At 68.5% G+C, this 24,682-nt stretch carries 3 protein-coding genes; all 3 read left to right on the top strand.

Annotated features, from left to right (window positions below):
• Positions 1-258 precede the first annotated feature (258 nt).
• The 3 genes from G559_RS0105980 to G559_RS0105990 all read left to right on the top strand — a co-directional run bounded on the left by G559_RS0105980 (position 259) and on the right by G559_RS0105990 (position 24,199).
• Positions 259-11,340: a non-ribosomal peptide synthase/polyketide synthase gene (locus G559_RS0105980; RefSeq protein ID WP_028627373.1), complete on the top strand. Its 11,082-nt coding sequence runs from the start codon at positions 259-261 to the stop codon at positions 11,338-11,340.
• Positions 11,340-23,105 carry a non-ribosomal peptide synthase/polyketide synthase gene (locus G559_RS0105985; RefSeq protein ID WP_028627374.1) on the top strand — a complete coding sequence of 3,922 codons (11,766 nt, stop codon included), beginning with the start codon at positions 11,340-11,342 and terminating at the stop codon, positions 23,103-23,105. Before G559_RS0105980 ends, G559_RS0105985 begins: the two co-directional genes overlap by 1 nt.
• A gap of 134 nt (positions 23,106-23,239) precedes the next feature.
• On the top strand, positions 23,240-24,199 hold the full coding sequence (locus tag G559_RS0105990) for an alpha/beta hydrolase (protein WP_028627375.1): 960 nt from the start codon (positions 23,240-23,242) through the stop codon (positions 24,197-24,199).
• Positions 24,200-24,682 lie beyond the last annotated feature (483 nt).

Below are 24,682 nucleotides of genomic sequence, written 5' to 3' on the forward strand. Positions count from 1 at the left end.
GCCGACGCTCAAGGCGTCGCTATGGCGCTTATGCTCCTGAATACGGGCTTCCACACCCGGCTGTGACCAGAAGGTCACAGCGCCGCAAACCCTATCCAAACGCCTTGTAAGCCAGCAACGCAGTTCCTGCGTAGGCGCTTTCCTTGCGCGTCTGTCGAATTTCCCTCCCCACGCTAAAGACGTAACAGCCTGTTTCGTCTGACTGGTTATGGCGGAAAGCGAACGCTTCCCAATGACTTTGTTGGATGGAAAGAACAGATGAATGCCCAAGACGCCCTGAGACTCGCCCATCGATTCATCGAGCTGCCCGTGGAAAAACGCCGGCTCTTCCTCGAAGGGCTGCGCAAGGAGAGCGTCGATTTCAACCTGTTCCCCATTCCCGCCAATGTCGCCATTGCCGAGCGCGAGCAGCTGTCCTACGCCCAGCGGCGCATGTGGTTCCTCTGGCAACTGGACCCGCACGGCGCCGCCTACAACCTGCCGGGCGCTGTGCGCCTGCACGGCGCGCTGGACGTGGCCGCGCTGGAACAGGCCTTCGCCGCGCTGGTCGAGCGCCACGAAACCCTGCGCACCACCTTCCATCTGGACGGCGGCGTGCCGGTGCAGCGCATTCACGCGTCGGCTCCCGTCGAGGTCGAGCACGAAGACCTGACCCTGCTGCCCACTGCCGCTCGCGAATCCCGCGCCCGCCAGAGCGCCGAGGAGCAGGCGCAAAAGCCCTTCGACCTGGAGCAGGGCCCCTTGCTGCGCCTGAAGCTGGTGAAGCTGGCCGAAGACGAGCACCTGCTACTGGTGACCCTGCACCACATCGTCTCCGACGGCTGGTCGATGAACGTGCTGATCGACGAGTTCTCCCGCCTGTACCGCGCCTTCTGCGCCGGCGAAGCCCCGCAACTGACCGAGCTGCCCATCCAATACCGCGACTACGCCCTCTGGCAGCGCCAGTGGCTGGAAGCCGGCGAGCAGGAGCGTCAGCTCGACTACTGGAAGGCCCACCTGGGCAGCGAGCACAGCCTGCTGGAGCTGCCCGCCGACCACCCGCGCCCGGCCAGCCCCAGCTACAAGGGCGTGCGCCTGGAGTTCGCCATCGAGCCCGCGCTGGCCGAGCAACTGCGCGGCCTGGCGCGGCAGCAGGGCGTCACCCTGTTCATGCTGCTGCTGGCCAGCTACCAGGTGCTGCTGGCGCGCTACAGCGGCCAGCGCGAAATCCGCGTCGGCGTGCCCATCGCCAACCGCAACCGCGCGGAAACCGAGGGGCTGATCGGCTTCTTCGTCAACACCCAGGTGCTGCGCAGCGAGTTCGACGGCCAGCTGCCGTTCGCCACCTTGCTGCAACAGGTGAAGCAGGCCGCCCTCGGCGCCCAGGCTCATCAGGAGCTGCCCTTCGAGCAACTGGTGGAAGCGCTGAACGTCGAGCGCAACCTCAGCCACAACCCGCTGTTCCAGGCCCTCTACAACCACCAGCCGTTCGTGGCCGACGTCACCGCGCTGGACAGCCTGGGCGGGCTGAAGATCAGCCGCCAGGAGTGGGAAGGCCGCACCACCCAGTTCGACCTGGCCCTGGACACCCTGGAAAAGTCCGGCCGCCTGGAAGCGGCACTGACCTACGCCACCGACCTGTTCGAGCGCGCCACCGCCGAGCGCATGGTGCGCCACTGGCTGAACCTGCTGCGCGGCATCGTCGCCAACCCGGATCAGGCGGTGGGCGAGCTGCCGCTGCTGGATGCCGAAGAACTGACCCGCCAGGTACAGGGCTGGAATGCCACCGCCCGGGATTACGCCTATGCCCCGGTGCAGCGCCTGTTCGAGGCCCAGGCCGCCACCCAGCCGGACGCGCAGGCCCTGGCCTTCGGTACTGAAAACCTGACCTACGCCCAACTCAACGCCCGCGCCAACCGCTTGGCGCACAAGCTGCGCAGCCTGGGTGTCGGCCCGGAGTCCCTGGTGGGCGTGGCCTGCGAGCGCTCCGTGGAGCTGGTGGTCGGCTTGCTGGCGATCCTCAAGGCCGGGGGCGCCTACGTGCCCTTCGACCCGGAATACCCGCGCGACCGTCTGGCCTACCTGTTCGACGACAGCGGCATCAAGCTGCTGCTGACCCAGAGTCACCTGCTGGCGGAGTTGCCGCTGCCGGAAGGGGTGACCAGCCTCTGCCTGGACCAGGACGGCGACGCGATGGAAGCCTTCAGCGCCGCCAACCCGGACGCCGCCATCGCGCCGAACAACCTCGCCTACGTCATCTACACCTCCGGCTCCACCGGCAAGCCCAAGGGCGCCGGCAACACCCACGCGGCGTTGCACAACCGCCTGGCCTGGATGCAGTCGGCCTACGCGCTGGATGCGAATGACACCGTGCTGCAGAAAACCCCCTTCAGCTTCGACGTGTCGGTGTGGGAGTTCTTCTGGCCGTTGATGGTGGGCGCGCGCCTGGCCGTGGCCAACCCTGGCGATCACCGCGATCCGGCCCGCCTGCTGGCGCTGATCGAGGCGCACCGGGTCACCACGCTGCACTTCGTGCCGTCCATGCTGCAGGCCTTCGCTTCGCAACTGGTGGTGGAGGAGCGGGGCGCCGCCCAATGCGCCAGCCTCGAGCGCATCGTCTGCAGCGGCGAAGCCCTGCCGGCGGAGCTGCAAGGCCAGGTCTTCGCCCAATTGCCGGGCGTCGGCCTGTTCAACCTCTATGGCCCGACCGAAGCGGCCATCGACGTCACCCACTGGACCTGCCGTGATGAAGGCCGCGACAGCGTGCCCATCGGCCAGCCCATCGCCAACCTCGCCACCCACATCCTCGACGCCCGCCTCAACCCCGTGCCGGTGGGCGTGGTTGGTGAGCTGTACCTGGCAGGTGCCGGCCTCGCTCGTGGCTACCACCGCCGCGCCAGCCTGACTGCCGAGCGCTTCGTGGCCAACCCCTTCGCCGCTGGCGAACGCATGTACCGCACCGGCGACCTGGCGCGCTATCGCGAAGACGGAGTGATCGAATACCTCGGCCGCCTCGATCACCAGGTGAAGATTCGTGGCTTCCGTATCGAACTGGGCGAGATCGAAGCCCGCCTGCAAAGCCACGCCGGCGTGCGTGAGGCGGTGGTCGTCGCCCATGACGGCGCCAGCGGCAAGCAACTGGTGGCCTACCTGGTGGCGACGGAGCAGGGCAGGGATGAGATCGCGCTGCGCGAGGCACTCAAGGCCCACCTGGGCGCCACCCTGCCGGATTACATGGTGCCGGCGCAGTTCATCCTGCTGCCGGCCATGCCGCTCAGCCCCAACGGCAAGCTCGACCGCAAGGCCCTGCCCAAGCCTGACCTGCAGCAGGTCCGCCAGGAATACCAGGCCCCGCGCAGTGCCGTGGAGCAGCAACTGGCGAGCATCTGGCAGGACGTGCTCAAGGTGGAGCGCGTTGGCCTGACCGACAACTTCTTCGAGTTGGGCGGCGACTCCATCGTCTCCATCCAGGTGGTCAGCCGTGCCCGCCAGGCCGGCATCCGCTTCAGCCCGCGCGATATCTTCCAGCACCAGACGGTACAGAGCCTGGCCGCTGTGGCCGAGTGCAGCGAAGCCAGCAGCATCGACCAGGGCCCCGTGGAAGGCGAAGCACTGCTGACCCCGGTGCAGCGCTGGTTCTTCGAACTGCCCATCGCTGAGCGCGGCCACTGGAACCAATCCCTGCTGCTGGAGCCGCGCCAGCCGCTGGACCCGGCCCTGCTGGAAGACGCCCTGCAACAGCTAGTGCGCCAGCACGACGCCCTGCGCCTGCGCTTCACTGAGGAGGGCGGCCAGTGGCGCCAGACCCACGTTGACGCTAACCAGACCCTGCTCTGGCAGGGACAGGCCAGCGGTGCGGAAATGACCGTCTTCTGCGATGAAGTGCAGCGCAGCCTCGATCTCGCCAACGGTCCATTGCTGCGCGCCGCGCTGATCGAACAGGCCGACGGCAGCCAGCGCCTGCTGCTGGTGATCCACCATCTGGTGGTGGACGGCGTGTCCTGGCGCGTGTTGCTGGAAGACCTGCAAACCGCCTACCGCCAACTGGAAGCGGGTGCTGCCGTGCGCCTCCCGGCCAAGACCAGTGCCTATCAAACCTGGGCCCAGCGCCTGCAAGGCCATGCCCAGAGCGAGGCACTGCAAGCCGAACTCGCCTGGTGGCAAGCCGAGCTGCACAGCGCACCGGCCGAGCTGCCCCGCGACAACCCGGAAGGCCGCCTGCAGAACCGACATGGCGACACGCTGAAACTCCGCCTCGACGCCGAACGCACCCGCCAACTGCTGAAGGAGGCACCCGCCGCCTACCGCACCCAGGTCAACGACCTGCTGCTGACCGCCCTGGCCCGCGTGCTGTGCCGCTGGAGCGGCGATGAAGCGGTGCTGGTGCAACTGGAAGGCCACGGCCGCGAAGACCTGTTCGACGACATCGACCTGACCCGCACCGTCGGCTGGTTCACCAGTCTGTTCCCGGTGAAATTGATTCCGACCGGCGAACTGGCGAGCGCCCTCAAGGCGGTGAAGGAACAACTGCGCTCAGTGCCCGGCAAGGGGCTTGGCTACGGGCTGCTGCGCTACCTCGGCAATGGCGCGGCCCTGTCTGCGTTGCCGCAGCCGCGCGTTACCTTCAACTACCTGGGCCAGTTCGATGCGCAGTTCGACGAAGCCGCGCTGTTCGTCCCGGCAGGCGAGGGCGGTGGCAAGGCCCAGGCCGACGATGCGCCGCTGGCCAACTGGCTGAGCGTGGAAGGGCAGGTATACGGCGGCGAACTGTCCCTGCAGTTCGGCTTCAGCCGCGAGATGTACCGCCGCGAAACCATCCAGGCCCTGGCCGATGCCTATCGCGCCGAGCTGGAAGCGCTGATCGCGCACTGTGTGGCCGAAGGCAATGGCGGCTTCACCCCGTCCGACTTCCCCCTGGCAAAACTGACCCAGGCGCAACTGGATGCGCTGCCGGTGCCGGCTGCCGAGGTGGAAGACATCTACCCGCTGTCGCCCATGCAGGAAGGCTTGCTGGTGCACACCCTGCTGGAGCCCCACTCGGGCATCTACTTCATGCAGGACCGCTACATCATCGACAGCGAGATCGACCTGCCGCGCTTCACCGCCGCCTGGCGCGACGTGGCCCGCCGCCACGACGCCCTGCGCGCGTCCTTCAGCCTGGATGACGACGGCCAGATGCTGCAGATCATCCATCGCGACGCCGCGCCGGACGTGGACTTCCGCGACTGGTCGGCGCTTCCTGAAGCCGAACACGAAGCCGCCCTGCAGGAGTTGCTGGCCGTCGACCGCGCCCAGGGATTCGACCTGCTCAACAAGCCGCCCTTCGCCCTGCGCCTGATCCGCCGTGGCGCCGGGCAGTACTGGTTCATCCTCAGCAACCACCACATCCTGATCGATGCCTGGTGCCGTTCTCTGCTGCTGCAGGACTTCTTCGCCTTCTACAGCGGCAGCCGCAGCCTGGCGCCGGCCGCCCGCTACCGCGATTTCATCGCCTGGCTGCAACAGCAGGGCGAGCGCGCCGCGCTGGAGGCCTGGAGCACGGAGCTGGCCGGCTTCGAACAGCCCACGCCGCTGCCCTACGACCGCCCGGTGCGCCGCCAGGGCGGCTTCTCGGTGATCGGCGACCGTTACGCCTACCTCGAAGCCAGCCAGGGCCGCGCCCTGCGCGAACTGGCCCAACGCTGCCAGCTCACCGTCAACACGCTGACCCAGGCCGCCTGGGCGCTGGTGCTGCACCGTTACGGCGGGCTGGACGAAGTGCTGTTCGGCGTCACTGTGGCCGGCCGCCCGGTCAGCCGCCCGGAAATGCAGGACACCGTCGGCCTGTTCATCAACAGCATTCCGCTGCGCATGCGCCTGCCGCAACCCGGCCAGAAGCTCAGCGTGCGCCAGTGGCTGCAGGACCTCTTCGAGCACAACCTGGCCCTGCGCGAGCACGAGCACCTGCCGCTGGTGAAAATCCAGGCCTGCAGCGCCCTTGAGAAGGGCCAGCAGATCTTCGACAGCCTGTTCGTCTACGAGAACGCCCCGGTGGAAAGCGCCGTGGAGAGCGGCGCCAGGGAAATCAGCGCCAAATCCGACACCGCGCGCACCCACACCAACTACCCGCTGACGGTGGTGGTCTATCCGGGCGATGCCCTGGGCCTGCACCTGTCCTACGACCAACGCTACTTCGACGAGCCCACCATCGACCGCCTGCTGGGCGACTTCAAACGCCTGCTGCTGGCCATTGGCGAAGGCTTCCTGGGCGATTTCGCCGACCTGCCGCTGGTGGCGGACGCGGAGCGCCGCGAACTGCTGGAAGCCGGCAACCGCACTGGACGCGACTACCCGCTGGACCAGGGCTACGTGCGCCTGTTCGAAGCCCAGGTGGCGGCCCAGCCGGAGCAGGTGGTTGCCACTTGCCTGGACCAACGTTGGACCTACCGCCAGCTCGACGAGCAAGCCAACCGCGTTGCCCACGGGCTGATCGGCGCCGGGGTTGGCATCGACCAGCCCGTTGCCTTGCTGGCCGAACGCAGCCTGGCGCTGCTAGGCATGATGGTTGGCACCTTCAAGGCGGGTGCCGGCTACCTGCCGCTGGACCCGCAGTTGCCGGAGCAGCGTCTGCTCAACCTGCTGGAACTGGGCCGCGTGCCCGCGCTGCTGGCAAGCGGCGCCTGCCGTGCCCAGGCCGAAGCGCTGATCGCCACGCTTCCCCAAGGCCGCCGCCCGGCGCTGCTGCTCTGGGACGAGGTGCAGGGCGCCGGGCTGCCCAGCACCCAGCCGGGCATTCACACCGGCCCGCACAACCTGGCTTACGTCATCTACACCTCCGGCTCCACCGGCACACCGAAGGGCGTGATGGTCGAACAGGCCGGCATGCTCAACAACCAGCTCAGCAAGGTGCCGTACCTGGACCTGAGCGGGGCCGATGTGATCGCCCAGACCGCCTCGCAGAGTTTCGATATTTCCGTGTGGCAGTTCCTCACCGCACCGCTGTTCGGCGCCCAGGTGGACATCGTCCCCAACGCCATCGCCCACGACCCCGCCGCGCTGCTGGCCCATGTGCGCAGCCGTGGCATCACCGTGCTGGAAAGCGTGCCCTCGCTGATTCAGGGCTTGCTGGACGAGCCCGCCGGCAGCCTCGACAGCCTGCGCTGGATGCTCCCTACGGGCGAAGCCATGCCGCCGGAACTGGCGCGCCGCTGGCTGCAGCGCTACCCGGCCATCGGTCTGGTGAACGCCTACGGCCCGGCCGAATGCTCGGACGACGTGGCGCTGTTCCGCGTGGATGCCGCATCGGCGGAAAGCGCCTTCCTGCCCATTGGTTCGGCCACCGACAACAACCGCCTCTACGTGCTGGATGGCCGCCTGCTGCCGGTGCCCACCGGCGCTGTGGGCGAGCTATATGTGGCCGGCACCGGCGTGGGGCGCGGCTACCTGAGCGACCCGCAGCGTACCGCCGCAGTGTTCATTCCCGATCCGTTCGGCGAGCCGGGCGCGCGCCTGTACCGCACCGGCGACCTCGCACGCCCCCGCCCGGACGGCCTGCTGGAATACGTAGGCCGGATCGACTCGCAGGTGAAGATTCGCGGCTTCCGCATCGAACTGGGCGAGATCGAATCCCGCCTGCGTGACCAGGACGGCGTGCGTGAAGCGGTCGTGCTGGTGCAGGAAGGCCCCACCGGCAAAGCGCTGGTGGCCTATGTGGTGGCGGATGTCGCCAACGAGGACCCGACCGCCCTGCGCGAGCGCCTTAAGAACGCCCTCAAGGCGCAACTGCCGGAATACATGGTGCCGCTGCAATGGCTGCTGCTGGAACGCCTGCCGCTGAACGCCAACGGCAAGGTGGACCGCAAGGCCCTGCCGCGCTTCGAGGCCAGCGACTGGCAGCGAGATTTCGCAGCGCCCGCCGAAGGCCTGGAAAGCCAACTGGCAGCCATTTGGGCCGAGGTACTGAAGGTCGAGCGGGTCGGTCGTAGCGACAACTTCTTCGAACTCGGCGGCCACTCCCTGCTGGTCACCCAGGTGATTTCGCGGGTGCGCCAGCAGCTCGGCATCGAACTGCCGCTGGCCAGCCTGTTCGAGGCCAGCGAACTGGCCGCCTTCGCCAAGTGCGCCGCCCAGGCGGGTGGCAGCGGCCAGTCGCAGCTCAAGCGACTGCCCGCCGACGCGCCGGCCGTGCTGTCCTACGCCCAGCAGCGCCAGTGGATTCTCTGGCAACTGGACCCGCAGAGCGCGGCCTACAACATCCCCGCCGCCCTGCGCCTGAAGGGCCGCCTGGACCGCGACGCGCTGCTGGCAAGCTTTGCCGCCCTGCAAGCGCGCCACGACACCCTGCGCACCACCTTCACCCAGGACGGCCACGAAGCCCGCCCGGTGCTGCACGCCAGCCTGCCGCTGCAGTTCAGCGAGCTGAGTCTGGAGGCGCCGAGCCAGGCGCAGATCGACGCGCTGGTGGAAGAGGAAATGCGCCAGCCGTTCGACCTGCGCAACGGCCCGCTGCTGCGGGTGCTGTTGCTGAACGTCGCGGAGGACGAGCATGTGCTGGTGCTCACCGTGCACCACATCGCCGCTGACGGCTGGTCGATGCAAGTGATGGTGGATGAGTTCGCCCAGCTCTATCAGGCCCAGGTTGAAGGGCGCGAGGCCCGCCTGCCGACACTGCCGGTGCGCTACGCCGACTACGCCCGCTGGCAGCGCGACTGGCTGGATGCCGGGGAGGGCGCCCGCCAGCTCGACTGGTGGAAGGCGCAACTGGGCGAGCGCCAGCCGCTGCTGGAACTGCCCAGCGAGCTGACCCGTCCGGCCCGCCGCAGCGAACGCGGTGCGCGCCTGGAACTCAGCCTGGAACCGGCACTGGTCGCCGGCCTGCGCCGCCGTGCCCAGGAGCAGCAGGTGACCCTGTTCATACTCCTGCTGGCCAGCTTCCAGGCCCTGCTGCACCGCATGAGCGGGCAGGACGACATTCGCGTTGGCGTGCCCAACGCGGGGCGTTCGCGCCTGGAAACCGAAGGCCTGATCGGCTTCTTCATCAACACCCAGGTGCTTCGCGCCGAGGTGGACGGCCAGCAACCCTTCAGCGCGCTGCTGCAACAGGTCCGACAGGCCGCGCTGGGCGCCCAGGCCCATCAGGAACTGCCCTTCGAGCAACTGGTGGAAGCCCTGCAACCGCAGCGCAGCCTCAATCACAGCCCGCTGTTCCAGGTGCTCTACAACCACCAGAAGCAACTGGGCCAGAGCGTTGAGCGCGAGCTTGCGGGGCTCAAGGTCGAGCGCCTGGACTGGCGCCAGCACAGCGCCCAGTTCGACCTGGCACTGGACACCGAAGAGCAGGGCGACACTCTCCACGCCAGCCTCACCTATGCGGCTGATTTGTTCGACGCCAGCAGCGTCCAACGCCTCGCCGGCCACTGGCAGCACCTGCTGCGTGCGGTGGTGGAAGACCCGCAATGCCGAGTCGGCGAGTTGCCGCTGATCACCACCGCCGAGCGTGATGGCCTGCTGCAAAGCTGGAACCCAAAGTTTGAGGCGCAGCCGGTTTCGCCGGTGCTGCACCAGCTCTTCGAGGCACAGGCTGCCCAGCGTCCCGAGGCCCTGGCGCTCAGCTGCGAGGGCGAGCACCTGTCCTACGGCGAGCTGAATGCCCAGGCCAACCGCCTGGCCCACAAGCTGCGCGAGCTGGGTGTCGGCCCGGAAGTGCGGGTGGGCATCGCCACGGAACGCGCCATGCCGCTGGTGGTGGGGCTGCTGGCGATCCTCAAGGCCGGTGGCGCCTATGTGCCGCTGGACCCGGAATACCCGGCCGACCGCCTGGCCTACATGGTCGAAGACAGCGGCATCGCCCTGGTGCTGACCCAGGCTCACCTGAAAGACGGGCTGTCGATGCGCGAAGGCCTCCAGGCGCTCTGCCTGGATGAGCAGGACCTGGCCGGCTACAGCGCCGAGAACCCTGGCAACCGTACCGCGCCGGACAACCTCGCCTACGTCATCTACACCTCTGGCTCCACCGGCCGCCCGAAGGGCGCGCTACTCAGCCATGGCAACGTCACCCGCCTGCTCAGCGCCACGGCGGAGGAATTCCGCTTCGGCGCCGAGGATGTCTGGACCCTGTTCCACTCCTACGCCTTCGATTTCTCGGTGTGGGAGCTGTTCGGTGCCCTCTGCACCGGCGGCCGCCTGGTGGTGGTGCCGTACTTCGTCAGCCGCTCGCCGGAAGCCTTCCACCAGTTGCTGGGCGATGAGCGCGTGACGGTGCTCAACCAGACGCCCACCGCCTTCCGCCAACTGCTGCCGCTGGCCTGCAGCAGCCCCCGCGAGCTGGCGCTGCGGGTGGTGATCTTCGGTGGCGAGGCGCTGGAGCTGGCCAGCCTCAAGCCCTGGTTCGAGCGCTTTGGCGACCGCAAGCCGACCCTGGTGAACATGTACGGCATCACCGAAACCACGGTGCATGTCACCTACCGGCCGATCAGCCTGGCGGACCTCGACGGCCCGGCGCAGAGCCCCATCGGCCGGCCGATCCGCGACCTCGCCTGGTACCTGCTGGACGCCAACCTGCAGCCGGTGCCGGTGGGCGCCAGTGGCGAGCTGTACATCGCCGGCGCCGGCCTCGCCCGTGGTTACCACGGCCGCGCCGGGCTGACCGCTGAACGCTTCGTGCCCAGCCCCTTCGCCGCTGGCGAGCGCCTGTACCGCTCCGGCGACTTGGCGCGCCAGCGTGCCGATGGCGGTATCGATTACCTGGGCCGCAAGGACCAGCAGGTGAAGATCCGTGGCTTCCGCATCGAGCTGGGCGAGATCGAAGCGCGCCTGTTGGAGCAGGACGGCGTGCGCCAGGCGGTATTGGCGGTGCAGCAGAGCGCCGCCGGGGCGCAGCTCTGTGCCTACGTGGTGCCCGAGGTGCAGCCGGTCGACCCGCTGGCCTGGCGCGATGCCCTGCGTACCGCGCTCAAGGCCGGGCTGCCGGACTACATGGTGCCGGCGCACCTGCTGCTGCTGGACCAACTGCCGCTGACCGGCAACGGCAAGCTCGACCGCAAGGCCCTGCCGACGCCGGATGCCGACGCCTGGCAGCGACCCTACGAGGCGCCCCAGGGCGAGTTGGAAGGGCGCATCGCCGCCATCTGGGCCGAGGTGCTGGAAGTGGAACGGGTCGGTTGCCGCGACAACTTCTTCGACCTGGGCGGGCATTCCCTGCTGGCGGCACAAGCCAGCGCCCGGGTGGAACTGGAACTGGGCATCGAACTGCCGCTGCGCGCGCTGTTCGAGTCCGCCGATCTTCGGGCCTACGCGGCCCTGGCCGGGGCACAGGCTCCGGCTGACAACGCTGCACGTCTGGACGCGCTCGAATCGCTGCTGGACGAGATGGAGACTCTTTGATGGAAAACACCACCGCCTGGCGTATCGCCACCCGTTTCGCCGGCCTGGCCCCCGAGCAGCGTCGCGAGTTCCTCAAGCGCATGGCCGAGCAGGGCGTGAGTTTCGGCCAGTTGCCGATCCCGCCGAGTGCCGAAGCCGGCGAGCCGCAGGCGTTGTCCTACGCCCAGCAACGCCAGTGGTTCCTCTGGCAACTGGACCCGCAAGGCGCCGCCTACAACATCCCGGCGGCCCTGCGCCTGATCGGCAAGCTGGACGTGGCGGCGCTGCAACGCAGCTTCGATGCGCTGGTGGCCCGTCACCAGACCCTGCGCACGCGCTTCATCGAGCAGGAAGGCCAGGTGCTGCAACAGGTGGAAGCGGCATTCAGCCTGCCGTTGGAACAGGTGGACCTGCGCCACGTGCCGCAAGGCCAGCGTCTGGACGCCGCCCTGCGCCGGGTGGAAGCGGAGATCCAGCGCCCCTTTGATCTCGCCACCGGCCCGCTGCTGCGCGTGACGCTCCTGCAACTGGACGACGAGGATCAGGTGCTGGTGCTGTGCCTGCATCACATAGTCGCCGACGGCTGGTCCATGGGCGTGCTGGTGGAAGAGTTCTCCCAGCTCTACGCCGGCTTCAGCCAGGGCGTTGATGCGGTATTGCCGGATTTGCCGATCCAGTACGCCGACTACGCCTTGTGGCAGCGCCGCTGGATGGAAGCCGGCGAGCTGGAACGTCAGCTGGACTGGTGGAAAGCCCAGCTCGGCAGCGAGCAGAGCCTGCTGGAACTGCCCACCGACCGCCCACGCCCGGCCCAGCCGAGCCAACGCGGTGCGCGCCTGGACTTCGCCCTCGACGCGGCCACCGCTGCTGGCCTCAAGGCCCTGGCACGGCAACGCGGCGTGACCCTGTTCATGCTCCTGCTGGCCAGTTTCCAGACCCTGCTGCACCGCTACAGCGGCCAGCGTGATTTCTGTGTCGGCGTGCCGGTGGGCAACCGCAACCGCGCGGAAACCCGCGGCCTGATCGGTTTCTTCGTCAACACCCAGGTGCTGCGCGCTGAGATGGATGGTCGCCTGCCGTTCAACCAACTGCTGGAGCGCACCCGCGATGCCGTGCTCGGTGCCCAGGACCACCAGGAGCTGCCCTTCGAGCGTCTGGTGCAGGCCTTGCAAGGTGAGCGCAGCCTGAGCCACAGCCCGCTGTTCCAGGTGATGGTCAACCACCAGCAGTCCAGGCCGGGTGCCCTCGACGGTGCGCTGCCGGGGTTGAAGGTAGAAAGCCTGGACTGGAGCGGTCGCACCACCCAGTTCGACCTGCAACTGGACACCCATGAAGAAGGCGAGCGCCTGCTGGCCAGCCTGACCTACGCCACCGACCTGTTCGACGCACCGCGCATCGAGCGCCTGGCGCAACACTGGCGCAACCTGCTGGGCGGCCTGCTGGCCAACCCGGAGGCGCCCATCGCCGAGCTGCCGCTGCTGGACGCCGCCGAACGCAGCGCCACCCTGGAAGCGCTGAACGCGACCGCTACCCGGTATCCCGGCCCGGTCTGCGTGCAACAGCAGATCGAAGCCTGCGTAGCCGAGAACGGCGCGGCCACGGCCCTGGTGTTCAAGGGGCAGCGCCTGTCCTATGCCGAGCTGAACCTGCGCGCCAACCGCCTGGCCCGTCACCTGCGCAAGCAGGGCGTCGGCCCGGAATCCCTGGTGGGCGTGGCCTGCGAGCGCTCGCTGGAAATGGTCGTGGCCCTGGTGGCCATCCTCAAGGCCGGTGGCGCCTACGTGCCGCTGGACCCGGAATACCCGGCCGACCGCTTGGCCTACATGATCGAAGACAGCGGCATCCAACTGCTGCTGACCCAGCAGCACCTGCTGGCCACGCTGCCGTTGCCGGAAGGCGTACAGAGCATCTGCCTGCAAGGTGATGCCGACTGGCTGGCCGAGGAGTCCGACGAGAACCTGGACAACCTCGCCACGGCCGAGAACCTTGCGTACGTCATCTACACCTCCGGCTCCACTGGCAAGCCCAAGGGCGCGGGCAATCGCCACGTTGCCCTGTACAACCGCCTGGCCTGGATGCAACAGGCCTACCACCTGCGCGCCGGTGACAAGGTGCTGCAGAAGACGCCGTTCAGCTTCGACGTGTCGGTGTGGGAGTTCTTCTGGCCGCTGATGGAAGGCGCCACCCTGGTGGTCGCCGAACCCGGCCTGCATCGCGACCCGCAGGGACTGGCGGCGCTGATCCGCAGAGAGGGCATCACCACCCTGCATTTCGTGCCCTCCATGCTCCAGGCCTTCGTCGGCGCCGATGAAGCGGCCGGCTGTTCGTCGCTGACCCGCATCATCTGCAGCGGCGAAGCCCTGCCAGTGGAGCTGCAGCGCCAGACCCTGCGCCTGCTGCCCAATGCGGGCCTGTACAACCTCTACGGCCCCACGGAGGCGGCCATCGATGTCACCCACTGGACCTGCCTGGAGGAGGGCCGCGACAGCGTGCCCATCGGCCGGCCCATCGCCAACCTGCGTACCCACATCCTCGACGCCGAGCTGCAACCCCTGCCCACGGGTGCCGTGGGCGAGTTGTACCTGGGCGGCGTCGGCCTGGCCCGTGGCTACCACCGCCGTCCGGGCCTGACCGCCGAACGCTTCGTGGTGGACCCCTTCGGCAGCGGCGAACGCCTCTACCGCACCGGCGACCTGGCGCGTTATCGCGCCGACGGCGCCATCGAGTACTGCGGCCGACTCGACCACCAGGTGAAGGTTCGCGGCCTGCGCATCGAGCTGGGCGAGATCGAAGCGCGCATGCAGGAACACCCCGACGTGCAGGAGGCCGTGCTGCTGGCCCTGGACGGCCCGAGCGGCAAGCAACTGGTGGCCTATCTGGTACCCAAGCGCCGCGAACTGCTGGACGCCGCTGCCCAGGGGCCGTGGCGCGAGGCGCTGAAGACGCACCTGCTGGCCAGCCTGCCGGACTACATGGTGCCGGCGCAGATGATCCTCCTGGAAAGCATGCCGCTGAGCCCCAACGGCAAGCTGGACCGCAAGGCCCTGCCCAAGCCTGAAGCCAGCGTCAGCCAGCGCGAGTTCGAAGCGCCGCGCGGTGAGCGTGAGGAGCAGATGGCGGCGATCTGGCAGGAGGTGCTGGGCGTCGAGCGGGTAGGGAGACAGGACAACTTCTTCGAACTGGGCGGCGATTCCATCATCTCCATCCAGGTGGTTAGCCGTGCCCGACGCGCCGGCCTGAAACTTTCCCCCCGTGACCTGTTCCAGCAGCAGAGCCTGGCAGCCCTGGCCGCCGTGGCCCGTGAGCAGGAAGCCAGCCAGGCTCAGCAAGGGCCGGTGGAAGGTGCCCAGCGGTTGACTCCGGTGCAGCGCTGGTTCTTCGAGCAATCCATCCCACAGCGCCAGCACTGGAACCAGGCAGTGCTGTTGCAGCCCCGCGAGCCGCTGGAACTGGGCCGCCTGCAAGCGGCCCTGCAGAAACTCCTGGCCCAGCACGACGCGCTGCGCCTGCAATTCCGCGAAGTCGACGGCCAATGGACCGCGCGCTACATGCCGCTGGACAGCACCGCCGCCACCGACCTGCTCTGGACCGGTCGCGCCATGGGCGAGGAGTCTCTGCAGGCGCTCTGCGATGAAGCCCAGCGCAGCCTATCGCTGCATGACGGCCCGCTGCTGCGCGCGGCGCTGGTCAACTGCGGCGATGGCAGCCAGCGCCTGTTGCTGGTGATCCACCACCTGGTGGTGGACGGCGTGTCCTGGCGCGTGCTGCTGGAAGACCTGCAAGCCGCCTACGCCGATCAACCTCTGCCGGAAAAGACCAGCGCGATGCAGGCCTGGGCCGCGCGCCTGGAGCAGTACGCGCGCTCCGGCCAACTGGATGCCGAACTGACCTGGTGGCAATCGCATCTGGCGGATGCCAGCGGTGAACTGCCAGTGGCCAACCCGACTGCCAGCCAGGCGCTGCGCCATCGCCAGTGCGTCAGCATCGGCCTGGACCGCGAGCAGACCCGCAGCCTGCTGCAACAGGCGCCGGCCGCCTACCGCACCCAGGTCAACGACCTGCTGCTGACCGCCCTGGCCCGCGCCCTGTGCAGCTGGTCCCGGCAATCGTCGGCCCTGGTGCAACTGGAAGGCCATGGCCGTGAAGAGCTGTTCGACGACCTCGACCTGACCCGTACCGTCGGCTGGTTCACCAGCCTGTTTCCGGTGAAGCTGGTTCCGACTGCGGACATGGCCGGCTCCATCAAGGCGATCAAGCAGCAGCTGCGCGAGATTCCCGGCAAGGGCCTGGGCTACGGCCTGCTGCGCCACCTGGGCGATGACGCCACGCGTGCCGCCCTGGCGGCGCTGCCACAGGCGCGAGTCACCTTCAACTACCTGGGCCAGTTCGACCAGAGCTTCAGCGAGGACGCGCTGTTCGCTCCCGCTCGCGAGAGCAGTGGCGCGACGCAGCATGCCGATGCGCCGCTGATCAACTGGCTGGCAGTGGATGGCCAGGTCTACGGTGGCGAGCTGAAGCTGGACTGGAGCTTCAGCCGCCAGTGCTTCGAAACCAGTGCCATCCGCGCCCTTGCCGAAGGCTTCCGCCACGAACTGCTGGCGCTGATTGCCCATTGCCAGGAAGAGGGCGCTGGCGGCGTGACCCCGGCGGACTTTCCACTGGCGCGCGTCACCCAGGCGCAGCTGGACGCGCTGCCCGTTGCACCGGCGCGCATCGACGACCTCTATCCACTTTCGCCGATGCAGGCGGGCCTGCTGTTCCACAGCCTCTACGAGCCGCTGGCTGGCGCCTACGTCAACCAGCTCAGCGTGGAGGTGCGCGGCCTGGACGCCGAGCGCCTGGGCCGCGCCTGGCAAGCGGCGCTGGATGCCCACCCAATCCTGCGCAGCGGCTTCCACTGGCCGTCTGGCGCCAGCGAACCGCTGCAACTGGTGGAGCGCGACCTGCGCCTGCCGCTGCAGGTGCTGGACTGGCGCGGTCGTGCCGATCAGGCCGACGCCCTGGCGGCGCTGAGCGATGCCGAGCGCCTGGGCTTCGACCCGGCGCGGCCGCCGCTGCTGCGTCTGGCCCTGGTGCGCCTGGACGATGACCGTCAGCAACTGATCTACACCCATCACCACCTGCTGCTGGACGGCTGGAGCAACTCGCTGCTGCTGGGCGAAGTGCTGCAACGCTATGCCGGCGACGACGTGGCGGCCCCGGCCGGCCGCTTCGCCGACTACATCGGTTGGCTGCACGATCAGGACGCCGAGGCCGACCAGGCCTTCTGGCGCGCGCAATTGGCTGAACTCGACCAGCCGACGCTGCTGGCCCAGAGCCTGGCCCATGGCGCGCCGGATGAAGCGGAGCAGGGCGGTTATGCCGACCACCGCCAACAGTTCGACGAGGCCACCAGCCAGCGCCTAGCCGAGTGCGCCCGGCAACGCAAAGTGACCCTCAACACCCTGGTGCAGGGTGCCTGGGTAGTGCTGTTGCAACGCTACAGCGGCCAGCGCTGCGTGGCCTTCGGTGCCACTGTGTCCGGCCGTCCGGCGGACTTGCCCGGTGCGGAAGGCCAGCTCGGCCTGTTCATCAACACCCTGCCGGTAATCGCCGCGCCCGAAGCGTCCCTGAGCGTCGCCCAGTGGCTGGAGCACCTGCAGGGGCAGAACCTGCAGCTGCGCGAGCATGAGTTCACCGCCCTGGCGGATGTTCAGCGCTGGGCGGGACGCGCCGGCGAACCGCTGTTCGACAGCCTGCTGGTGTTCGAGAACTTCCCCATCGCCGCGGCCCTGCAGCAGGGTGCTCCGGCGGGGCTGGCGTTCTCCATCCCGGAAAACCACGAGCGCACCAACTACCCACTGACCCTGGCGGCGGTGCATGAAGGCCAGCTCAGCCTGACCTGGAGCTACCTGCGCAGCCACTTCAGCCGTGTTGCCATTGCCCGCATGAGCGAGCATCTGGCGGCCCTGTTGGAGGCCATGGTTGCTGCGCCACAGAGCGCCCTGGGCGACCTGGACCTGCTCACCGTCGCCGAGCGCCGCCAGCAATTGGTGGAGTGGAACCTGCCGCAGCCAGAGCCGGAAACCCGACCCTGCGTACACCAACTGATCGAGGCCCAGGCTGCGCTGCGACCAGAGGCCACGGCGCTGATCTTCGGTGACCTGGAGTGGAGCTACGCCGAACTGAATGTCCGCGCCAATCGCCTGGCCCATCGTCTGCGCGAGCTGGGTGTCGGCCCGGAAGTCCGTGTGGGCGTGGCGGTGGAACGTTCGCCGGACATGATCCTGGGGCTGCTGGCCACCCTCAAGGCCGGTGGCGCCTATGTGCCGCTGGACCCGGCCTACCCGGCCGAGCGCCTGCGCTACCTGATGGAGGACAGCGGCATCGCGCTGCTGCTCAGCCAGTCCTGGCTGCACGCCGGCCTGCCGGTGCCGGAAGGCCTGCCGATGCTGGCCCTGGACAGCGAGCCGCTGGAGCACCTGCCCGAGAGCAACCCGGTCAACCTCAGCCACCCGGAAAACCTCGCGTACCTCATCTATACCTCTGGCTCCACCGGCCGCCCGAAAGGCGTCAGCGTCGCCCAGGGCCCGCTGGCCATGCACTGCCTGGCTATCGGCGCGCTGTACGGCATGACCCCGGAAGACCGCGAGCTGCAATTCGCCTCCATCAGCTTCGACGGCGCCCACGAGCGCTGGCTGACCCCGCTGGTGTATGGCTCGGCGCTGATGCCCCGCGACAACGAGCTGTGGAGCGTGGAGCGCACCTGCGCCGAGATCGCCCGCCACGGCATCACCATCGCCTGCTTCACCCCGAGCTACCTGTTGCAGATGGCTGACTACATCGGTGAGGCGGGGCGCGAGCTGCCGATCCGCTCCTACACCGTGGGCGGCGAGGGCATGCCCAAGCACGCCTTCGACGAGGTCCAGCGGGTGCTGCGGCCGCCACGCATCATCAACGGCTATGGCCCGACGGAAACCGTGGTCACGCCGCTGATCTGGCGCGCCTATCCCGATACCACCTTCGACTCCGCCTTCCTGCCCATCGGCCGGCCGGTGGGCCGGCGCACAGCCTATGTGTTGGACGGCAACCTGCAGCCGCTGCCAGTGGGCGTGCCCGGCGAGCTGTACCTGGGCGGCGAAGGCGTCGCCCGTGGCTACCACCAGCGTCCGGGGCTGACCGCCGAACGCTTCGTGCCCGATCCCTTCGTGCCCGGCGCGCGCCTGTATCGCTCCGGTGACCTGGCGCGCTTCCGTGCGGACGGCGTGGTGGAGTACCTGGGCCGCATCGACCAGCAGGTGAAGATTCGCGGTTTCCGCATCGAACTGGGCGAGATCGAGGCCAGCCTGCTGGAACATGAAGGCGTGCGCGAAGCCTGGGTGGTGGACCGCGAAGGCCCCGCTGGCCGCCAACTGGTGGGCTATGTGGTGCCGCGCGACCCGCTGGCCGACGAGGCCGCACTGCGCGAGGCATTGACCGCGCACCTGCGTGCCGGCCTCCCGGCGCACATGCTGCCGGCGCACCTGATGTGCCTGGCGGCCTTCCCGCTGACCCCCAACGGCAAGCTCGATCGCCAGGCGCTGCCGGCACCGGAAGGCAGCCGCGAGGTGGGTGAACGGGTGGCCCCGGCGACGCCGGCCGAAGCGTTGCTGGTGGACATCTGGCAGGAGCTGTTGGGGCTGGAGCGCATCGGCGTCACCGAAAACTTCTTCGAACTGGGCGGCGATTCCATCATCTCCCTGCAGGCGGTGAGTCGTGCCGGCCAGCGTGGCCTGGCGTTCACGCCCAAGCAGTTGTTCGAGCAGCAGACCATCCGCGCCCTGGCGGCGGTGGCCGTGCGCCGCGATGCCGCCCTGGACGTGGCGCTGGATACGCCGGCCTTCGCCCTGGCACCGAGCCAGGCAAATCGCACCGGGCTGAGCGACCTCTATCCGCTGTCGCCGATGCAGCAGGGCATGCTCTTCCACTGCGTGGATTCCCCGGAGCTGAACCTCTACGTCAACCAGCTCAGCGTCTCCGTCGACGGCTTGGACCCGGCGCGTTTCCGCGCCGCCTGGGCCGTATTGCTGGAGCGCCATGAAGTGCTGCGTGCAGCCTTCCTCTGGCGTGATGGCCAGGCCGACCCGTTGCAGGCCGTGCACCAGCAGGTGGAGCTACCCATCACCGAGCTGGACTGGCGCGACCGCACCGAGACCGAAGCCGCGCTGCAAGCGCTGGCCGCCGAGGACCAGGCCCGTGGCTTTGACCTTGCCCAGCCGCCGCTGATGCGCTTCACCCTGGTTCGCCTGGGCAATGCCCGCTACCAGATGATCTGGACCTACCACCACCTGCTGCTGGACGGCTGGAGCGCGTCGCGCCTGCTGGGCGAGATGCTGCGCTTGTACGCCGGCGAGAACCTGCCGGCCCTGGCCGGGCGCTATGCGGATTACATCGCCTGGCTGCAACGCCAGGACGGTGGTGCAGCCGAAGGCTTCTGGCGCAATCGGCTGGCGACCCTCGAGGAGCCAACCATCCTGGCCAAGGCATCCGGCGCCGAAGGCAAGGGCCACGGGGTGATGTACAGCTACCTCGACGCCGAGGCCACCCGTGGCCTGCATGCCTTCGCCAAGGCCCAGCGCGTCACCCTCAACACCCTGGTGCAGGCCGCCTGGTTGCTCCTGCTGCAACGCCACAGCGGCCAGCGCAGCGTGGCCTTCGGCGCCACGGTGGCCGGCCGCCCGGCGAACCTCGCCGGCGCGCAGGACATGCTCGGCCTGTTCATCAATACCCTGCCGGTGATCCAGACCCTGGAACCGCAGCGGGCGCTTGGCGACTGGCTGCGTGAGCTGCAGGACTACAACCTGGCGGTGCGCGACTTCGAACACACGCCGCTGTCCGATATCCAGCGCTGGGCCGGACAGGGCGGCCAGGGCCTGTTCGACAGCATTATCGTGTTCGAGAACCACCCGGTGGACCGCGCCCTGCGTGGCTCGCAGGAAGGTGAATTGCGCTTTGCCGAAGTCGGCAGCGGTGGTGTCACCAACTTCCCCATGGACCTGATGGTGAGCGCCACTGAACAAGGGTTGGAGATCGAGTACCTGTACCTGCGCGAGCGCTTCAGCGAGGCCGAAGTGGTGCGCATCCGCGCCCAGCTGGAAGGCTTGCTGGCGGTGATCACCTTTGACGCGGCGCGCCCGCTGGGCGAGTTCGGCCTGCCGGGTGCCTGCTTCGAGCTGCCAACGGTGGAAGCGCAGGCGGGCGACCTGCTGACTGCCTTCGACCAGCGGGTGCGCCAGCAGCCGGACCAGGTGGCGCTGATCTGCGCGGGCCGCGAACTGACCTATGCCGAGCTGGACCGCCAGGCCAACCAGTTGGCTGGTCAGCTCCAGCAGCGCGGCATCGGCCCGGAAAGCCTGGTAGCGGTGGCGCTGCCACGTTCCGAGCGACTGGTGTTGGCCTTCCTCGCCGTGCTCAAGGCGGGCGGCGCTTACGTGCCGCTGGACCTGGACTATCCAGCCGAGCGGCTGGCCTTCATGCTGGCCGACTCCCGCGCCAGCCTGCTGCTTTGCGACAGCGACCTGGACCAGCGCGTCGCCCTCGGCGGCGATACCCCGCGCCTGGAACTGGATCGTCTGGTGGTAGAGGGCACCGATGCCGCGCCGCAGGTCACGTACCTGCCGGGTCATCTTGCCTACCTGATCTACACCTCCGGCTCCACTGGCCTGCCCAAGGGCGTGGCTGTGGCGCGCGGACCGATACACCGCCATTGCCGCAGCATCATCGACCTGTATGAGCTGGACAGCGCCAGCCGCGAGCTGCACTTCATGTCCTTCGCCTTCGACGGTGCCCAGGAACGCTGGCTCAGTGTGTTGCTGGCCGGCGGCAGCCTGGTGGTGCGCGACGACAGCCTGTGGACACCGGAGCAGACGCTGGCTGCCCTGCAGCAGCACGGTGTCACCGTGGCCTGCTTCCCGCCGGCTTACCTGCAACAACTGGCCGAAGTGGCCGAGCGCCAGGGCCAGGCACCGGCCGTGCAGGTTTACTGCTTCGGCGGCGATGCGGTGCCCGAGGCCAGCTTCGAGCAGGTCAAGCGTGCCCTGCGTCCGCGCCGTCTGGTGAATGGCTACGGCCCCACCGAAACCGTGGTTACGCCGCTGCTCTGGCGCGCCGAGGCCAGCGAGCGCTGCGACGCCGCCTACGCGCCCATTGGCCGTGGCGTGGCCGGACGCGGCCTGTATGTGCTGGATGCCGACCTCAACCCGCTGCCGGTAGGCGTTGCCGGCGAGCTGTATCTCGGTGGCGAATGCCTGGCGCGCGGCTACCACCAGCGTGCAGGGCTGACCGCCGAGCGCTTCGTGCCGGACCCCTTCGACGCTCGGGGCGGGCGCATGTACCGCACCGGCGACCTGGTACGACAGCGTGAGGATGGCCTGGTGGACTACCTCGGCCGCCTCGACCAGCAGGTGAAGATTCGCGGCTTCCGTATCGAACTGGGCGAAATCGAGGCGCGCCTGCGGGCCTGCGTCGGCGTGCAGGATGCGGCGGTTGTGGTGCGCGAAAGCGCCACCGGCAAGCAGTTGGCCGGCTATGTGGTATCCAGCGCCGGGGCTGGCCTGGAACGCGCCCTCAAGGCCGAACTCCAGGCGCAGCTGCCGGATTACATGGTGCCGGCGCGTATCCTGATGCTGGAGCGCTTCCCGCTGTCGGCCAACGGCAAGCTGGATCGCCGCGCGCTGCCCGAACCCGAGTGGAGCGCCAACAGCTACCGCGCCCCGCGCAACGCCCTGGAACAGGCGCTGGTAGCCATCTGGCAGGAGGTGCTTGGCGTGCCCAAGGTCGGCATCGACGACAACTTCTTCGAACTGGGCGGCGACTCGCTGCAAGTGCTCAAGGTCATCTCGCGGGTGCGCAGCCAGCCTGAGCTGGGCTTCACCCTCAAGCTCCGCGACTTGATGCAGAAACCCTGTATTGCCGAACTGTCCGGCTATGGGCCAACCGAGCAGAACGAAGCGCCGGACCCGCTGCTGGCGCTGAACACCCGTATTTCCGAGGTGCCGGCGCTGTTCTGCCTGCATGCCGGTTTCGGCACAGTGTTCGACTACGAGCCGCTGGCCCGCCGACTCGACGGCCGGCGCACGGTCTACGGCCTGCAATGCCGGATGTTGCTGGACCCGACCTGGCAGGACGTTTCCTTGCAGTCCATGGCCGAAGCCTATGCCGCGCGCATCCGCCAGCAGCAGCCGCACGGCCCGTATCACCTGCTCGGCTGGTCCCTCGGCGGCGCCCTGGCGCTGCTGGTGGCCCGTGAGCTGGAAGGCCAGGGCCAGTTGGTGGAGTTCGCCGGCCTGGTGGACACCTTCGTTGCCGGCGTGGCCGAAGCGGGGGATTGGCGCGAGGACCTGCGCGACTTCCTGGTCTTCGTGCTGGGTATGGCGGCGGAAGAGGCTGAAGGGCTGATCGCCGTGCATGCGGCGAATCTGGCCGAGGCCGCGGGCGCCACACGGGTGATCGAGGCCGCGATGGATGCACCGCGCAGCGGCGAGGGCGACCACGGCCTGCTGGGTGCCAGCGAGCTGGGGCAGATCTTCGCCGTGGGCTCGCGCCTCAAGGCCTTGTCCCTCGGCCAGCACAGCCTGCCGTCGACCGACGTGGCGGCCCACTGCTGGTGGGTGGCCGGCCGCGACGAAGAACGCCGGGTGTTCGACGGCCAGGTTCACCGCGCCCTGGACCGCGTCGTCTCCGGTGGGCACTACGCGTTGCTGCAGCAGGACGAGCTGCTGGCCGAGCTGCAGGCGCTGCTGGCACCCCAGCCGGCGACGCTTTCGTAGGATGCGGTTGAGCGGAGCGAAACCCATCACCACGGAGCGATGGGTTTCGCAGGCTCTACCCATCGGAGTCAGCTAAATGTTCGAGCGCCGGAATCGTTCCTTAGGTTCTGTCGCCCTCCATTCAAGGACACACCATGGCCGTCGTGCCTGAACTCGAAGCCTTCCTCGAACTGGTCGAATTCGGCCGTCTTACCGGCAAGAGCCGGGCCATGCACGAACAAACCCCGGAGCAGGCCCGCGCCGATTTCGAGCTGGCCTCCCTGGCGCTGGACCAGCCGCTGGCACACGTCGCCTGCACGTCACTGGGCATTCCGGCACGCGATGGCTGGACGCTGTCGGCGCGGCTGTACCGAGCCCCCGATCTGGGCGCGGAACCGCAGCCGACGTTGCTGTACTTCCACGGCGGCGGCTATGTGGTCGGTAGCCTGGACTCCCACGACGCCCTGTGCCGTCGCCTTGCCGGCCACGGCTTCTTCGCGTTGCTGGCGGTGGACTACCGCCTGGCCCCGGAATGGCGTTTCCCGACACCGGTTGAGGATGCCTGCGATGCGGCCAACTGGCTGCTGCGCGAAGGTGCCGCGCTGAGCCTCGACCCGACGCGCGTGGCCTTTGCCGGGGACAGCGTTGGCGCCAGCCTGGCGACCGTGCTGTCGATCATCGCCGCCCGTAACCCCGAGGAACTGGCCCTGGTGCCCAAGGCGCAAGTGCTGGTCTATCCGGTGACCGATGCCACCTCCAAGCGGCCGTCGCACCGCGACTTCGCCGAGGGCTACCTGCTGGAAACCGCGACGTTGGACTGGTTCTACCAGCACTACGGACGCACCCCGCAAGACCTGGCCGACTGGCGCTGCTCGCCCTTGCTGGCGCCCGACCTGTCCGGCCTGGCGCCGGCCCTGGTCTACCTCGCCGGGCATGACCCGCTGCACGACGAAGGCCTGGCCTATGCGCAGAAGCTGGAAGCGGCGGGCAATGAGGTGAAGGTGCTGACCCAGCCCGGCCTGACCCACGACTTCCTGCGCATGGCCGGGTTGCTGGCCGAGGTGGAAGGGATTCACACCGAAGTGGTGGAGTGGCTGGCGGGAAAGTTGGTTTGACTGTAGGAGCCAATTCATTCGCCAAGGGCAGCGCAGCTGCCCCTGAAGGTTCGAGGGGCGAACCTGCGGTTGAAATGGCTATGTCTGCGTTAGCTGTTGCAACGTTGAGTAGAGCCTTCTAGCCCGGTACCTCCAGGCCTCCGTGCCAATCCCCCCCCCTCATCCGAACGCGGCCCGCCCCGGCCCCTCTCCCTGAAGAGGAGAGGGGGGACTCGCGCCGGCGAGGCACGAACCATCCTGAAGCCCACACGGGCCTGAAACCGGGCAGTCGAGGAGGGGCAGCGACTACGCCCCTTCAGGAGGCCGAGCGGAATCGTTGCGCAGGGGGACGAGCGGCATGGATGCCGCGAGAGGCGTGCGGGGCCATGGATGGCCCCTCTCGCCGGGCCCCCGGAGCAACGATGGAGGGAGGGAAGTCCGGCGAAGCCGGACCCGGATGCAGGGGCAAGCCTTTTGCTTCCTTTGGGGCGACTGCCAAAGGGA

It is taken from the genome of Metapseudomonas resinovorans DSM 21078 (assembly GCF_000423545.1).
In the GTDB taxonomy this organism is placed as follows: domain Bacteria; phylum Pseudomonadota; class Gammaproteobacteria; order Pseudomonadales; family Pseudomonadaceae; genus Metapseudomonas; species Metapseudomonas resinovorans.

Bases quoted from the DNA above. Each gene is read 5' to 3' on its own strand.
- G559_RS0105980 (WP_028627373.1), top strand. From the start codon at position 259: ATGAATGCCCAAGACGCCCTGAGACTCGCCCATCGATTCATCGAGCTG.
- G559_RS0105990 (WP_028627375.1), top strand. From the start codon at position 23,240: ATGGCCGTCGTGCCTGAACTCGAAGCCTTCCTCGAACTGGTCGAATTC.
- G559_RS0105985 (WP_028627374.1), top strand. From the start codon at position 11,340: ATGGAAAACACCACCGCCTGGCGTATCGCCACCCGTTTCGCCGGCCTG.